This is a genomic window from Raoultibacter massiliensis (genome assembly GCF_900199545.1).
Taxonomy (GTDB): domain Bacteria; phylum Actinomycetota; class Coriobacteriia; order Coriobacteriales; family Eggerthellaceae; genus Raoultibacter; species Raoultibacter massiliensis.
On sequence record NZ_LT962671.1, the window covers coordinates 356,398 to 371,218 of the forward strand.

Annotated in this window: 9 protein-coding genes; 8 read left to right on the forward strand and 1 reads right to left on the reverse strand. The window is 60.5% G+C overall.

The window, feature by feature from the left end; genetic code table 11:
* The 8 genes from C1719_RS05645 to C1719_RS05685 all read left to right on the forward strand — a co-directional run.
* On the forward strand, positions 1 to 2,290 hold a 2,290-nt coding region (locus C1719_RS05645; RefSeq protein ID WP_102374232.1), incomplete at its 5' end, for a molybdopterin-dependent oxidoreductase.
* The gene (locus C1719_RS05650; protein ID WP_102373246.1) at positions 2,291 to 2,629 is read left to right on the forward strand and encodes a 4Fe-4S dicluster domain-containing protein; all 339 of its coding nucleotides are present in this window, start codon (positions 2,291 to 2,293) and stop codon (positions 2,627 to 2,629) included. It abuts the gene before it with no gap.
* 346 nt (positions 2,630 to 2,975) lie between these two features.
* Complete coding sequence (locus C1719_RS05655) at positions 2,976 to 4,292, forward strand: MFS transporter (RefSeq protein ID WP_102374233.1); 1,317 nt, start codon at positions 2,976 to 2,978, stop codon at positions 4,290 to 4,292.
* 219 nt (positions 4,293 to 4,511) lie between these two features.
* Positions 4,512 to 5,816, forward strand: a complete 1,305-nt coding sequence (locus tag C1719_RS05660; protein WP_102374234.1) for an MFS transporter — start codon at positions 4,512 to 4,514, stop codon at positions 5,814 to 5,816.
* A gap of 299 nt (positions 5,817 to 6,115) precedes the next feature.
* The gene (locus C1719_RS05665; protein WP_102374235.1) at positions 6,116 to 8,680 is read left to right on the forward strand and encodes a molybdopterin-dependent oxidoreductase; all 2,565 of its coding nucleotides are present in this window, start codon (positions 6,116 to 6,118) and stop codon (positions 8,678 to 8,680) included.
* Between the two features lie 2 nt (positions 8,681 to 8,682).
* A complete protein-coding gene (locus tag C1719_RS05670) occupies positions 8,683 to 9,036 on the forward strand; it encodes an oxidoreductase (protein ID WP_102374236.1) in 354 nt (117 codons plus the stop codon).
* 419 nt (positions 9,037 to 9,455) lie between these two features.
* Positions 9,456 to 12,074: a molybdopterin-dependent oxidoreductase gene (locus C1719_RS05680; RefSeq protein WP_102374238.1), complete on the forward strand. Its 2,619-nt coding sequence runs from the start codon at positions 9,456 to 9,458 to the stop codon at positions 12,072 to 12,074.
* A 2-nt stretch (positions 12,075 to 12,076) separates the two neighbouring features.
* Positions 12,077 to 12,892: a 4Fe-4S dicluster domain-containing protein gene (locus C1719_RS05685; RefSeq protein ID WP_102375937.1), complete on the forward strand. Its 816-nt coding sequence runs from the start codon at positions 12,077 to 12,079 to the stop codon at positions 12,890 to 12,892.
* Positions 12,893 to 13,711: 819 nt separating this feature from the next.
* On the opposite strand, the gene C1719_RS05690 is transcribed toward C1719_RS05685, so the two are convergent.
* Positions 13,712 to 14,761, reverse strand: coding sequence for a PDDEXK family nuclease (locus tag C1719_RS05690; protein ID WP_245874380.1), 1,050 nt, complete (start codon positions 14,759 to 14,761; stop codon positions 13,712 to 13,714).
* Between the last annotated feature and the right edge of the window lie 60 nt (positions 14,762 to 14,821).

Below are 14,821 nucleotides of genomic sequence, written 5' to 3' on the forward strand. Positions count from 1 at the left end.
CGCCGACCGCCCCAAGTACCCGCTGCGCCGCGCGGGCGAGCGCGGCGAGAACAAGTGGGAGCGCATCACCTGGGAGGAGGCCCTCGACGAGATCGCCGACTGGATCCGCGTGAACATCGACGAGGCGGGGCTCGGCCGCGAGTCGATCTTCGTGAACCACGGCACCGGCCGCAACATATCGTCGTGGGTGCCGTTCCTCGGCGGCGCGTGCCTGGGCACCCCCAACATCGGCGCCATCGGTTCTTCGGGCTACTCGTGCTACCTGCCGCGCACCTGCGGCACCGCCGCGAGCATCGGCGACTTCCCGATCGTCGACGCGTCCGAGGGCCACGAGGACCGCTACGCCAACCCCGAGTGGCATCGTCCCGACGTCGTGGTCATCTGGGGCTGCGAACCCCTGAAATCGAATGCAGACGGGTATCTCGGCCATTGGCTTGTTGCCTGCATGCAGATGGGCACCGAGTTCATCTCCATCGATCCGCAGCTCACCTGGTGGGGCGCTCATGCCGCGTACTGGCTTCCACTGCGCCCTGCGACCGATCTGGCGATCGCGCTTGCTTGGCTCAACGTCATCACCACCGAGGAACTGCAAGACAAGGAGTTCGTGGACTGCTGGTGCGCCTATTACGATGAGCTGAAGGAGTACGTCGCGCAGTTCACGCCCGAGTGGGCCGCCGAGATCTGCGAAGTTCCCGCCGATGTCATTCGCGAATCGGCGCGCTTCTACGCGAACGCCGAGCGCGGCGCCATCCAGTGGGGCCTCGCGTTCGATACGCAAAACGACTCCATCCAGCTCTGCCAGACGGTTTCGAACCTCATGAGCGTGTGCGGCAACATCGACAAGCCGGGCACGAACATCCTCGTGCGCAACGGCTTCGAGATCAACCCCGGCTACGCGACGGCGCAGCTGTACTGCCCGCCGGAGACCTTCGCGAAGAAGCTCACCGTCGATGTGGTGCATCCCGGCTACGTCCATTTTATCGGCATGGCCGACTGCGACGCGGTGAACCAGGCGTTCGAGACGGGAAAGCCCTATCCCATAAAGATGTTCTGGTCGCAGGGGGCCAACTGCATCGCCTGCACGGCCAATGCGGCTCCGCGCGTCTACAAGATGCTCGAAAACGTCGAGTTCTGCGTGGTGGCCGATCCGTATCTGACGCCGACCGCCATAGCGTTCGCCGACATCTTCCTGCCCCTGAAGACCACCGCCGAACGCGACTCGATGCGCGTGTGGTGGACCCCGCTTCGAGCTATGAAATCGGTCAGCGAATGGTACGAGGCCAAATCCGACGAAGAGCTCATCGTGGCGCTCGGCAACAAGCTCAACCCCGAGCTGTTCCAGAAGAGGTGGCCGACCCTCGAGGCGCTGCTGCAGGATTACCTCGATACCGGCTTCAACATCTACGACCCCGAAACCGGCAAGAGCTACAAGAGCGCGGGCCGCTCGAAGGCGGGCATGGTGGAGATCGAAGACGCCCATACCGAGTACTGGAAGAAGCACCATGCGGACGGCGAGTGCTCGTTCGACGCGCTCGTGGAGAAGGGATGCTACGAATACGACGACTTCTGCGATACCTACTACAAGTACGAGAAGGGCCTTCTTCGCCCCGACGGGCAGGTTGGCTTCTCTACGCCTTCGGGCCGCATCGAGCTCGTGCCGTTCGCCACGTTCGGCGCTTGGGGCATCGACCCGTGGCCGAAGCACCACGAATCCATCCATACGATAAAGTGGCTCACTGACCCCGAGTTCAAGAAGGAGTATCCGTTCATCTGCGTAAACGGCTCGCGATCTTACGAGTTCTTCCACTCGGAGAACCGCCAGCAGGCCACGATGCGCGAGTTCCATCCGATGCCGCTTGTGAAGGTGTCGACGAAGACGGCCGAGGAGTACGGTCTCTCCGAAGGCGAATGGATCTGGATCGAGAACACGGAGGGACGGTGCCGCCAGAAGGTGCATATCGATCCGACGCTCAACCCCAACTATGTGTACGCCGAGCACGGCTGGTGGTTCCCCGAAGAGGAGCCGGCGTTTCCGCACCTGTACGGCACGTTCGATGTCAACATCAACAACCTCACGGCATCGTACGAGACGGGACCGGGCGGCATCGGGTGCCCGTTCAAGAGCATCGTCTGCAAGATATACAAGTGCACCGACGACGTAGCCGAACCCGCGCCGGGCGAGGTTGTTACGCGCCTCGGGGGGTTCAGGGACGATTACGTTGCCGGCGAGCCGTATGCCTACGGCATGGAGGATTCCTGGCAGGAACGCCAGAAGAGAGGGGAGGAGTAGATGAAGGGCATTCTGATCAACTACGAGTTCTGCACCGGCTGCCATTCCTGCGAGGTTGCCTGCAAGAAGCACCTGGGCCTGCCCGCCGGCGAGTTCGGCATAAAGCTCACCGAGACGGGCCCCTACGCCTACGAGGGCAAGACGGGCAAGGACCGCTGGGAGTGGACGTGGCTGCCGGTCATCACCAAGGCCTGCGACATGTGCGCCGACCGCGCCGAGAAGGGCAAGCTGCCCATGTGCGTGCAGCACTGCCAGGCGTGGTGCATGTACTACGGCGAGGTCGACGAGCTCGCCCGGAAGATCGACGGGACGTCGCGCTGCGCGCTGTTCACGCGGTAGGGCGAAATCTGCACCGAAACCGAGGAAAAGGACGCTGCCGACATGTTCGCAGCGTCCTTTTTCGTTTTGGTTTGAATCGACGTAATGCCTGATCAGACTACATCGTAATACTTCATTGCTTAGCAGTTTCGCCTTATTTCCGATGGTTTTCATCCAGATAGGAAATCGCGCCCCATGAAAAACTCTCCGAATGAGAACAGAATCAGCCCAATTCGATCCCGGGTCGAATGCAAGCGACTCGGATGACACGGTTCGGGACAAGGGCAGGGGGTGAGAGAAGGCACGGCCCGAACAGCCATACCGATCGAGATTCAATCCTGGAGGAATCCTGGGGAAAGGTGAAACAATGACTGAAGAAAAGAAGGGGATGCATCGGGCTTGGCTCGTCTTCATCGGCGTTTGCATGATGATGGCCGGCGGCATGGGCTTGGTGCTCAACGTTATGGGCAACTACTTTGCTCCGATGGCGATGGCTTTTGGTTTGATCAACCCTGAAACGGGTGGCCCTGACGTTACGCAGGTGACGCTTTTGATGACCGTGTATTCGTACGTCATGCTTGTTTGGCTGCCGTTCTGCGGCCGCTTGTTCGACAAGGTTGACGCACGCATTCTGTTTGGCGCGAGCGGCATCCTGATCGTTGCCGGCTTGCTCTTGATGACGGTGTGGACCGAGGTGTGGCAGATCTACATTTCCGGCGCGCTGTTCGGTTTGGCCGGCCCCGTGATCTTCCTCGTGGGTCCCTCGGTGCTTATCAACAACTGGTTCGCCCCGAAGCAGGCCGGCAAGTTCCTCGGCATAGCATCGGCATTCACCGGCGTCGGCACGTTCGTGTGGTCGCCTGTTTTCGCCGGAATCATCCAGTCGAGCGGGTATAAGACGGGCTTCATGGTGGAAGCGGTTGCCGCAGCCATCCTGATCCTCATCCCGGCGTTCTTCTTCTTCCGCACGCGCCCCGAAGACGTGGGGTTGAAGCCCTACGGCATCGAGAAAGAGGCTCTCGTTGATGGGCAGGAAGCCAAGAAGAGCGGTGTGAGCGGCAAGTTCGCTTTGGGCACGATCGCGTTTTGGGCCATTCTCGTCGGAGCCGGCCTCATCTCGCTCGGCGGCGGTTACAAATCCATGATGCCGACTGCCGTGCAGTCCGTGGGCGGCCCTGAGCTCGCAATGCTCGGCGCCACTATGATTTCCGCCGCTGCCGTCGGAAACATTCTCGGCAAGATCGCCCTGGGCACGCTGGCCGATAAGATCGGCATCCGCAACGCCATGGTCGGTTTCGCCTGCATCAGCATCGTCGGCTTCCTCTTGATGGTCCTGTTCATGGGCGACAACCAGATCCCCATGCTCGTAGCCGGCTTCTGCATCGGCACGGGCGATGCGATGATGTCTGTCGGCCTGCCTCTCGTGACGCGCGCCTGCTACGGCGACCGTCGCTACGGCGAGATCTATTCGTACATGAACATGCCGATCGCCATCCTCGGCGGCATCGGTGCGACGTTCGTTGCCATGGTTGCCGGGTTCACCGGCGGTTTCCAGACCGCCTACGGTTGCGGCATCGTGTTCATGGCCATCGTCGGCGCTTGCATGTTCATCGCCGTTACCACCGCGAAGAAGTTCCGCGATAAGTGGACCGTCGAAGGCGAACCGGATAAGACCCGCGCATAGCCCGATAGCTATGTAATAATGTACCGGTTCTGCGGTAGCCGTACTGAACCGCAGCGATGGAAGACAACGCGCCCGCATCATATGCAAGGAGCGGTGCGGGCGCGTTTTTGCAGGACCGCCACCATATACGGGAACGCGTCCGCATATGGCAACAATCTAAACGCCCCGTGATCTATGTAGGATGCGCTCGGCGCATCGCCCGATAGATAGGTGATTTCCATGGAAAAAAAGGCTCCGCGCATGCACTTCGCGTGGGTGATCATGATCGGCTGCTGCTTCATGCAAGCAGGCGGTCTTGGCGCCGTGCTCGATGCTGCCGGCGTATTCTTCGTCCCCGTCTGCGAAGACCTCGGTCTGCTGCGGTCGGAGATATCGATGTATCTGACGTTTTACTTCATCGCCACCGTGTTCGCCATGCCCATCGTCGGCAAGTGGATCACGAAATACAACATCAACGTGCTGCTGAGCGTTTCATTCGCCCTCGTGGTCGTAGCCGTTGCCCTTATGGGCACGTACACCGCCGCCTGGCAATGGTGGATCTCCGGAATCGTGTTCGGTTTGGCCGGCAGCTTCATCTTCGTCGTTCCCGCACCCATTCTCATCGGGAATTGGTTCAAGAAGCGGCGCGGCATAGCGCTCGGCATCGCGATGTCGTTTTCGGGGATCGGCGGCGCGATCCTGTCGCCGCTGTTCACGGTGTTCATTCAAGATTTCGGATGGCGCAACGCCTATTTCGTCGCGGCTATCATCATGGCCGTCCTCGTGCTGCCGTGGACGATGTTCGTGTTCAAGCTTCGGCCCGAAGACATGGGTCTGCGCCCGTACGGCTGGACCGAAGAGGACGAGCTCGCCGAGCAGGTTCGGGAGCAGAAGCACCAAGACCTTCCGGGCGTTCCGATCGGAAAGGCGCTCAAAACGGTTCCGTTCGTCTGCATGTTCTTGTTCGCCGGCCTGATCGCCTACTTCGCCGGCTTCAATTCCCACCTGCCGGGCTTCGCGCAGACGGTCGGCCATTCGGCCTTGGTGGGATCCTCGCTTCTGACGGCGGTAATGATCGGCAACGTGGTGGAGAAGCTGTTCGTCGGATGGCTCAACGACAAGATCGGCGTCCAGTTCACGGTGAACATCCAGCTCGCCATGGTGGCGCTGGGCTTTCTGGGATTCATCTTCTCGGGAGGCAACCTCGTGATGCTCTACATATCGGCGTTTCTGTTCGGCGCGCAGAATTCGCTCGTGTCGGTTTCGACGCCGCTTCTGATCCGGCAGATTTTCGGCGAGCGCGATTTCCCTGCGATCTTCACCTATGCGCGAATCGGAACGGGGGTTATCGGCTGTTTCGGGCCGGTGACGGTCGGCGCCATATTCGATGCGACTGGCAGCTTCATTCCTGCCTTCGTGCTGGGCATCGGCATCACGGCGCTCGGCTTCATCGTGACGAGGCTCGCCTACGTCTACCGCAGACGCCTGCACTGGGTCGATACGGACGGAACGGTGCTGCCCGAAGCGCCCGCATCGAAGTCGTAGGCGCCCGGGTATCGAAGAGTCCTCGGGCGTGCGGTTCGAGGATTGCAGATCGGGTGCTGCACGGTTTGCGCCACGGGTTCGAAAAGGCATCGCATCGCGGTGCCTTTTCTTTTTCAGAACGCATAAAAAAGCAGGTCAAAAGCTCAATAGGACAAAAATAAACACTCAATGCTTAGGCAAAACGCACCTGCGGGAACAATAAGCACATACGGTTCATGACAGGTTTTCCGCAGCGCCGTATAGTGCCCGCATGCGCACTGGTTTCATGCGCACAAGCAAGCGAGAGAGGAAGGAACGGTATGGAGTATAAGACCGATGTAGGCAAGCCGTGGAGATACGAAGACGGCGAATTCACCGTCGTCCGCACGTCTATGTGGTCGCCTCCCGGATGCCATCCGGTCGGGTGCGGCCTGAAGCTTTACGTCGACAAGGACGGTCGTCTCGATCATGTCGAGGGTGACGAGAACAACCCTATCACCAAGGGCCGCCTATGCGCGCGGTGCCTGGCGCTGAAAGACTACGTGTACAACCCGAGCCGAGTCGTCTATCCGATGAAACGCGATCCGAAGTTTCGCGGTCAGCATGACAAGTGGGAGCGCATTACCTGGGAAGAGGCTTTCGCCCTTGTGAAGGAGAAGCGCGATTACTTCCGCGATACGTACGGCGCCGAATCGATGGCCGTGTTTTCCGGCACGGGTCGCTCCGGCGGCATTTTGGTATCCGACATGGCCCAGGCGGTTCTCGGCACCCCCAACGCCTGCTACACCCAGTCCGGCTACGCTTGCTATCAGCCTCGCTCGATGTCCTGTTCGCACGTGCTCGGCGCCTACTATCCCGAAATGGATTACGCGGGCGGCCTTGAGGGCACGTACGACAACCCCGTCTACAACGTCCCCGAGGTCATGGTCATGTGGGGCAAGATGCCCCTCGCATCCAACGGCGACGGTTTGTGGGGCCATGCCGTCATCGACCTCATGAAGCGCGGAGCCAAGCTCATCAGCGTCGATCCGCGCGTCAATTGGCTCGCCACGCGTGCGGAAGTTCATCTGCGCGTGCGCCCTGGCACCGATACCGCCATGGCGATGGCGTGGCTGTGGGTCATCATCAACGAAGATCTCTACGATCACGAGTTCGTCGAGTACTGGACGTACGGATTCGCCGAGTTCGCCGATCGCATCAACGATCCCGAGAAGGGGATGACGCCCGAAAAGGCCGCGGAAATCTGCGAAGTTCCGGTCGAGGACATCTACAAGGCCGCCCGCATGTACGCCGCCGCCAAACCGGCTTCGATCGCCTGGGGCCTTGCCTTCGACCAGAATCAGAACGGCAACCAGGCGGCGCATTGCGTGCTCGCCCTCATGGCCATCACCGGAAACATCGATGTCCCCGGCGGGCAGATCGTCGCCGAGATCGATCCTGCTCCCGGCGTCGAAGACAAGCTTGCAACCGACGGCGAGAAGGCCGAGTTCAACTTGGACAAGGCCGATGCGGGTGCCGATGACAACTCCGCCGAGGATGCCGCACGTCCCACTCGCCGTATCGGCTGGGACAGCCTGCCTGAGGACCTTCGCGATAAGACCGTCGGCTACAAGGAGTATCCGCTCTACGTGGAAAACATACGCAACGCCCAGGCCGACATCATGTTCGATGCCATGACCAAAGGCGAGCCTTACCGGATTCGCATGGGGTGGATCCAATCGACCACCCTGCTTGCGCCGACCTGTTGCGCGCAGCCGCATGGCTGGTACGAGGGCCTGAAGAACCTCGAGTTCTGCATGGCAACCGATCTGTTCATCACTCCGGCTATCGAAGCGGCGTGCGACCTGTTCCTTCCCTTGGCATCGTGCGCCGAGAAGGACGACGTGGTCATGACCCACTACGGCGGATCGCCCGTGTTCTACGGAGCCGTCAACAAGGCCATCGACGTGGGAGAAGTCAAGGCCGACATGGATCTGATCATCGAGTTGGGCGAATACCTGGGGCAGGATTGCCTGAAGGATGAAAACGGCGAGCGCATGTTCAAGGACCTCGAGGATTTCCTTACCCAGCGCCGCACGTCCGGCCCCATCCGCATGGATTTCGACAGTCTGCGCAAGAAGGTCGGCTACCAGCGCGGCGTGAACTACCGCAAGTACGAGACCGGCAAGCTGCGCCCCGACCGTCATCCCGGGTTCCTCACCCCGACCGGTCGCGTGGAGCTGTGGTCGACGGCTTATGCGAACTACGGCGAGGATCCGCTGCCCTATTACCAGGAGCCGGCATTCAGCCCGCATAAAGATCCCGAGCTGGCGAAGAAGTACCCCTTCATCCTCACCACGGGTGCGCGCAACTACGCGTCGTTCCATGCGGAGCATCGCCAGATCCCCGTGCTGCGCGAGCTGCATCCCAACCCGATCATCGAGATCCATCCCGAAGACGCCGTCGAAATCGGCGTGGCCGAGGGCCAATGGGTCGAGATCAAGAACGATTTCGGACGTGCTAAGTTCAAGGCCGTCGTGTCGCCCATCGTGAAGAAGGGTACCGTTCAGACCGATCACGGCTGGTGGTTCCCCGAGATGCCCGCCGACGACGAGGCGCGCGACGAGCTCGTGCCCGTCGGCGAGATCCTGGAAGACGGCCCCTTGGAGTTCGACATCAACGGAACCCACATTCGCAACGGGTACGTAAAAACCGACCACGCCGACGAGAAGGGCCTGTACGGCCTGTGGCAGTCCAACGTGAACGACCTCGTGTCGAACCACTACAACTCGAAGCTCGGGTACGGTGGGCCTTACAAGTGCAACTGCTGCAGCATTACCCCGTTGAAGGAGAGCTACGACACGGACATGGACCTTGTCGTCGAAAAATTCGGAGAGTTGGTGTAACCATGGCTGATTACGGACTTTTGATCGACTACGAGTACTGCACCGGCTGCGAGAGCTGCGTGGTGGCCTGCAAGGAGGAACACAAGCTTCCGGTCGGCAAGTGGGGCATCCGAGTGCTCGACGACGGCCCGTGGCAGAAAGACGATTCCGGAGAAGGCGGCAACTGCTTCAACTGGAACAAGATCCCCGTTCCCACCGATTTGTGCGACCTGTGCGCCGATCGCGTTGCTGCGGGCAAAGACCCGACATGCGTTCATCATTGCCAGGCGTTCTGTATGGAGTTCGGCCCCATTGAGGAACTGGCGGCAAAGCTCGCCAAGAAGCCGAAGCAGGTGCTGTGGGCACCCTGCGAGTAGGGTGCTCTCGGGTGCATGCCTCGGGCGCATGAGCGCTGGGGCTAGATAGCAGGATCGAACGATCCATTTTGCGGGTGCCGCGCGATTGCTGCTCGTGCGGCACCCGTCGAGCTGGAAGGTGCGAGGCCGCGTCCGCATGGAGCGGCTTCGCGCGCAGGCGACGAGTTCAGAAAGGCTGCATGCATGTGCTACTGCTGTAATTTGTGCAATAGGTGCGGGCGAGCTGACGAGATGAAGGACAGGCTGGGCAAACGAGAGTGCCCGACCTGCGGCCGCCTTGAGCCCGACAACGACGTGCGCGTCTGTCCCGAGTGCGGGGCGGCGCTGCCGCCTCCCTTCCCGCCGTTGCCGAGCAATCCGCCTTCTCGCAAAGGGGCTTGAGCTCTGCTTGCAGCCGATCCCGAAAAGGGGGAAGGCTTATGAAGATCAAGGATCGGACCGTACTGAAGAACCTCGGATCGTGCGGTTTCGGGGGAGCGTCCAACACCGGATGCGTCGATGTGCTCGACGGCAAGGTCGTGCGCATTCGCCCGCTGCACTACGATGAGCATTACACGCCCGAAGATCTGAACGAATGGCGCTACGAGGTGCGCGGCCACACGTTCAGACCGGGCATGAAAACGCTCTTGCCGCCTCTGTCCCTTGCGTACAAGAAGCGCGCGTATTCGCCGAATCGCGTGCCGTATCCGCTCAAGCGCGTCGATTGGGATCCGGCGGGCGATCGCAACCCCCAAACGCGCGGGCTCAGCGGATACGAACGCATCAGCTGGGATGAAGCCACCGATATCATCGCCGCCGAAATCGAGCGCATCGGGCGCGAATACGGACGGAGGTCCATTCTCATCCAGGGCGAGGGGCACGGCGAGACGAAAGTTGTCAGCGGCGCTCACGGCTGCTCGTCGCTGATGTTGGATTACGTGGGAGAGGAGCCGGGCGACTACCTGATCCAGGCTCGTCAACCCGATAGCTGGGAGGGCTGGTACTGGGGTGCGAAGCACGTGTGGGGCATGGAGACCCACGGGCAGCAGAATCCCCAGGACAACGTTATCAAGGATGTGAGCGAAAACAGCGATGCGGTGCTGTTCTGGGGCGCCGATCCCGAAACGACGCCGTGGGGCTGGGGCGGGTTGCAGCCGAGCCGCCTGTGTTACTGGTTCACGGAAATAGGCGTGAAGCAGATCCATATCGCCCCCGATGTGAACTACACCAACGCCGTGCATGCCGACAAGTGGATACCTATCTTGCCGAACACCGACGCCGCATTCCAGTTGGCAGTGGCCTACGTGTGGATGACGGAGGGGCTTTACGACAAAGAGTACGTGGCAACGCACGTCGAGGGTTTCGACTGGTTCGAGTATTACGTGCTCGGCCATGAGGACGGCATTCCCAAGACGCCCCGATGGGCTTCTGAGAAATGCGGTGTCCCCTCGTATCGCATCAAGGCGTTCGCCCGCTACTGGGGAAAGCACAGGGTCTCGATCGCCCATTGCAACGGAGGCGGCTACATCCGCTCGTGCTTCTCTCACGAACCGGCTCGTCTCGAGGTGTGCCTTCTGGGCATGCAGGGGCTTGGCAAGCCCGGCGTTCACCAGTTCAAATTCATCGAGTGGGTGCTGCAGGGCGTCAACCCCGTTCCCCCAAGCGAGATATACCCTACGCTCATGGGAGTCTACCACGGTTGGCGCATGGGAGCGCCCAAGCACTTCATTCCGAAAACCATGACGCCCGATGCCATCGTGGGCGGATACACGCACGAAAACCCGATGACGTGGTTCGGCCACGTGGTGTGCTTCATGAAGCGCGAGGACCAGTTCCTCAAATTCCAGTACCCCGAACCCGATGCGCATCCGATCCATATGATCTGGAGCGACACGCCTTGTTGGGAGACATGCTGGAACGGGGGCAATGCATATCAGGATGCCGTGCGCGATGAGAGCATAGAATTCTATCTGGTGCAGCATCCCTGGATGGAAAACGACACGCTTCTGGCCGATATCGTGCTGCCCGTATCGACGCTGTTCGAGCTCAAGGACATCCAGGCGGATATCTTCTCGGGGCAATGGAACAAGATAATCTACGAGGATCAGGCCATCGAGCCCGTCGGCGAATCGAAGGGCGATTACGAGGCGGTTTGCGAGATAGCGAAGAAGCTCGAGCTCTACGGCGGCGAATACGAGGGACTCTACGAAAAACTCACGTGCGGTCGCACGATCGATGAGGATATCGAGTACGGCTATTCGATCAGCGAAGTGCCGCTTGACGAGTATCCGTTCGAGAAGCTCAAGGAGCAGCAGTACTTCGCGTTTCCCACCAAAAAGGATTGGGAGAAGGATCCGGTGGGACTCGAGCTGTTCGCGAGGGATCCCGTCGCGCATCCGCTGAGAACCCCGTCGGGCAAGCTCGAATTCTACTCGATCGGACTTGCCGAGCATTTCCCCGACGATAAGGTTCGCGGCCCCGTGCCCCATTGGATCGAGGAAGCAGACGGGCATGAAGAGCGCATCTCGTCTGCGCGGGCGAAGGACTATCCGTTTTTGCTCGTATCCAACCATCCCAGGTGGCGCGTGCATGCGCAGCACGACGATATTCCCTGGCTACGCGAGATACCGACCTGCAAAGTGAGGGGGTCCGACGGTTATCTGTACGAGCCCATTTGGGTCAATCCCGCCGATGCCGAACGGCTCGGGCTTGCCGACGGCGATGTGGCGAAGCTGTTCAACGAGCGCGGAGCCGTGCTTGGGGGAGTGCTTGTAACCGAGCGCATCATGCAAGGCGTGCTCTATCAGGATCATGGGGCGCGTACCGATATTCTCGAATACGGGGCGGGCGGCCTCGACCGCGGGGGAGCGAACAACCTCATCTGCCCCAGTGCAACGACTTCCAAGAATGCAGCCGGCGAGGTGACGAACGGATTTCTCGTGGGCATCGAGAAGGCGGATGTGTCCGAATTGGCAAAGCGCTACCCTGAGGCGTTTGCGCGCGACTACGATGCGGCGGCGGGCCTCTGCGCTTCTGCGCGCATCGTGAAGGAGGCATGATCATGGGCAAGGTTTTTCTTGTTGACGTTGCCAAATGCAACGGTTGCTACAATTGCCAGATCGTATGCAAGGACGAGCACTGCGGCAACGATTGGCGCCCTTACGCCGCCCCTCAGCCCGAAACGGGGCAGTTTTGGATGAGGCTCGAGGAGAAGACGCGCGGGCAGGTGCCGGTGGTGAAGGTGGCTTACAAGCCGGTCATGTGCGCGCATTGCGCCGCCGCACCCTGTGCGGAAATCTGTCCTGACGATGCGTTCGTTCGGCGCGACGATGGGCTGCTGGTTCTCGACCCCAACGCTTGCACGGGTTGCGGTTCGTGCGTCGACGCGTGCCCTCAGGGTTCCATCTATTTGAATGCCGAGTTGGGCATTGCGCAGAAGTGCACGGGCTGCGCCCATCTGCTGGATAGCGGGTGGGAGGTTCCTCGCTGCGTGGATGCGTGCGCCCATGAGGCCATACGCTATGCCGACGAGGGGGAGTTCGGCACACTGCTCGATGGGGCTGAGCCTCTTGATGAAGTGGGAGGTTTGGGTTCCCGAGCGCGCTACCTCAACCTTCCGAAGCGGTTCATTGCGGGATCCGTCGTCGACTTCGAGGCAGACGAGCTTCTGATCGGTGCCGGTGTGTCTCTGATCGGTCGAGGTGGCGTCCGTTTGGCGCTTGACACCGACGAGTTCGGTGATTTCGAGTTCGATCAGATCGATCCCGACGAATACGAGCTGAGCGTAACGGCATCGGGCTATGCAGATTTAACCATGGCGGTTGACGTTCGCGTTGCTGATCGATGCGTGGGCGACCTCGGTTTAACGCGGTTGTAGCCACTCGATCGGGGTTCGCTGCAAAAGCCGATCGCCGGGCGGGGTTTCGCATATGCGCGAAGCCCCGCCGCTTCGGGAGTCGATGCCGATAGGTTGGCATCGCCGAAGCGCCCGCGATGGCGTGCCGTCGCAGGTCATCTGCAACCCGGCCGTGGGTTGGGCGCGTTAGCGAGCTGGTTGTGGGCTGGGCGCGCATCGACGGCGAGCTGGGACCAGGTGGCCCTTGCGTGGCGGTCGGTGTTTTGCTGGCAGTCCGTGAGATGGGCGGCGAGCGTTCAGGTGGATGCCAGCTGACTGCAGCTTGGAAGCGGATGCGCGCCGATCTGCACAGTTTTTGCCAGATTCATACATGCGAGCGAACCCGATACGCCTTCGACCTTCCTCTTCGCATGTAGGATGCACCATATGCCCAGTTCACGATATGCGGGCTTGACCCAAAGGGAACACGTGCGGCCTTCATATGTATGAATCTAGAAAAAACTGTGCAGATGGAGGCCGTTCGAGTTTTCGTGCGCGATCGTAAGCTATGTGCGCAGCGAACGTGCGGCGCATGCGGGTTTAGGTGCGCTCGGGTTCGGCTTTTCGTGCACTCGGCGTATGGCAGGTTTCGGTCGTTCTCGGGCCAGGGTGGGTCTTGGGGACTCCAGGGTGTTTCGGGCTCGCTCGGGCGGGTTGGATCTCGGAGGCTCCGGCGCGCGCTGGACCTCCTCCCGGCGGCGGTGCCTCGAGCGCTCATTGCGAGGCGCGGCCTCCCTTCGACGGGGGTCGGTGCTGGATGGGATTTCACACCAAACGAACCTCCTATGGCGCGAAAACCCTTCATTCGTATCTCGCGGGAAGACCCAGCCGTCGCCTGAGTTTCAGCATCTTCGCATGATGGTTGGCCGTGCGCACTTGCCGGCGCTTCCCCAGATGCTGGCGAATCGTTTGCGCAATCGTTTCCGTTGCGGCAATGCTGTCCAATTCGGAATTCGTCACTCCGATCACGGTCCATCCCATGGACATCAAGGCGTTCGTTCTTCTCGAATCCGCCAGCCTGCTTTCTTCGCCTTCGTGGCATTCTCTGCTCTGATATTCTACATCGAGCTTATACTCGGGCCAGCACAGGTCGCACCGAAAGCTTGCCTTTCCCGATATTGCCCGTGCCGCTTCGCTTGCGGGGATCGTATGGTTCATGCGAGGGATGCCGAGCCCCTGTCCTCCGTAGCTCATGGGCAGCCCGAGGATGAGGGCTTGTTTGGTTTCGCGTGCCGAAGCGGAGCCGTCGGCAAGGTAGCGGATCATGCGCGCCGTCCTCGCCGCGCCGTTGATCGAAGGGTTTCTCGATAGATAGTTTTCCAGCGTGCGAACGGATAGGAGCGCTGGAACCTGATAGCGAGACGGCGCTTCCGTCCGCCAGGTCTGATACGTCCCGCACATTTCGTAGCCGAGTTCGAGAAGCGATACGGTATCTTTCTCCAGCGATGCTTTCTGTATAAAGGACAACGCAGGCGAGCTGGTGTAAATATCGTAAGCGAGCCGGTAAAACGAAGTGCCTGCAAGGTCCGAAGAGCACATGTGCGGTTCGCAACCGTCTGAGGTTCGGCCTTTCGAGCGGTTGTTGACGAGAACATGCAGCGGTCTGCTGACGGACAGGTTCGGATAGGTTGATTCCAGATGCCCGATCGCGGCCTCGGCTCGGTGCTTGCCGGGTGCTCGGGTTGGCAGCGAACGCCATTTTCCCTTAGCCGGGCTGAGCGCGCGATGGTCGACGGAACGCAGGATTGCCAATGCTGTTTCGTATCCGAAGTAGACGGGCGTGTCGCAGGCACATCGATTGACGTTATCGGCGTGTGAATCGGCATCTGCATGGAAAATCGATCGAACCATGGGCGTGATCCTCTCTCGCCCTTAACGGAAGAGGATCTTGCAGGCGTGGTAGGGGAAACG

Coding starts and splice junctions, on each gene's coding strand:
- C1719_RS05660 (WP_102374234.1), top strand. CDS start 4,512: ATGGAAAAAAAGGCTCCGCGCATGCACTTCGCGTGGGTGATCATGATC.
- C1719_RS05655 (WP_102374233.1), top strand. CDS start 2,976: ATGACTGAAGAAAAGAAGGGGATGCATCGGGCTTGGCTCGTCTTCATC.
- C1719_RS05670 (WP_102374236.1), top strand. CDS start 8,683: ATGGCTGATTACGGACTTTTGATCGACTACGAGTACTGCACCGGCTGC.
- C1719_RS05685 (WP_102375937.1), top strand. CDS start 12,077: ATGGGCAAGGTTTTTCTTGTTGACGTTGCCAAATGCAACGGTTGCTAC.
- C1719_RS05680 (WP_102374238.1), top strand. CDS start 9,456: ATGAAGATCAAGGATCGGACCGTACTGAAGAACCTCGGATCGTGCGGT.
- C1719_RS05665 (WP_102374235.1), top strand. CDS start 6,116: ATGGAGTATAAGACCGATGTAGGCAAGCCGTGGAGATACGAAGACGGC.
- C1719_RS05650 (WP_102373246.1), top strand. CDS start 2,291: ATGAAGGGCATTCTGATCAACTACGAGTTCTGCACCGGCTGCCATTCC.
- C1719_RS05690 (WP_245874380.1), bottom strand. CDS start 14,761: ATGGTTCGATCGATTTTCCATGCAGATGCCGATTCACACGCCGATAAC.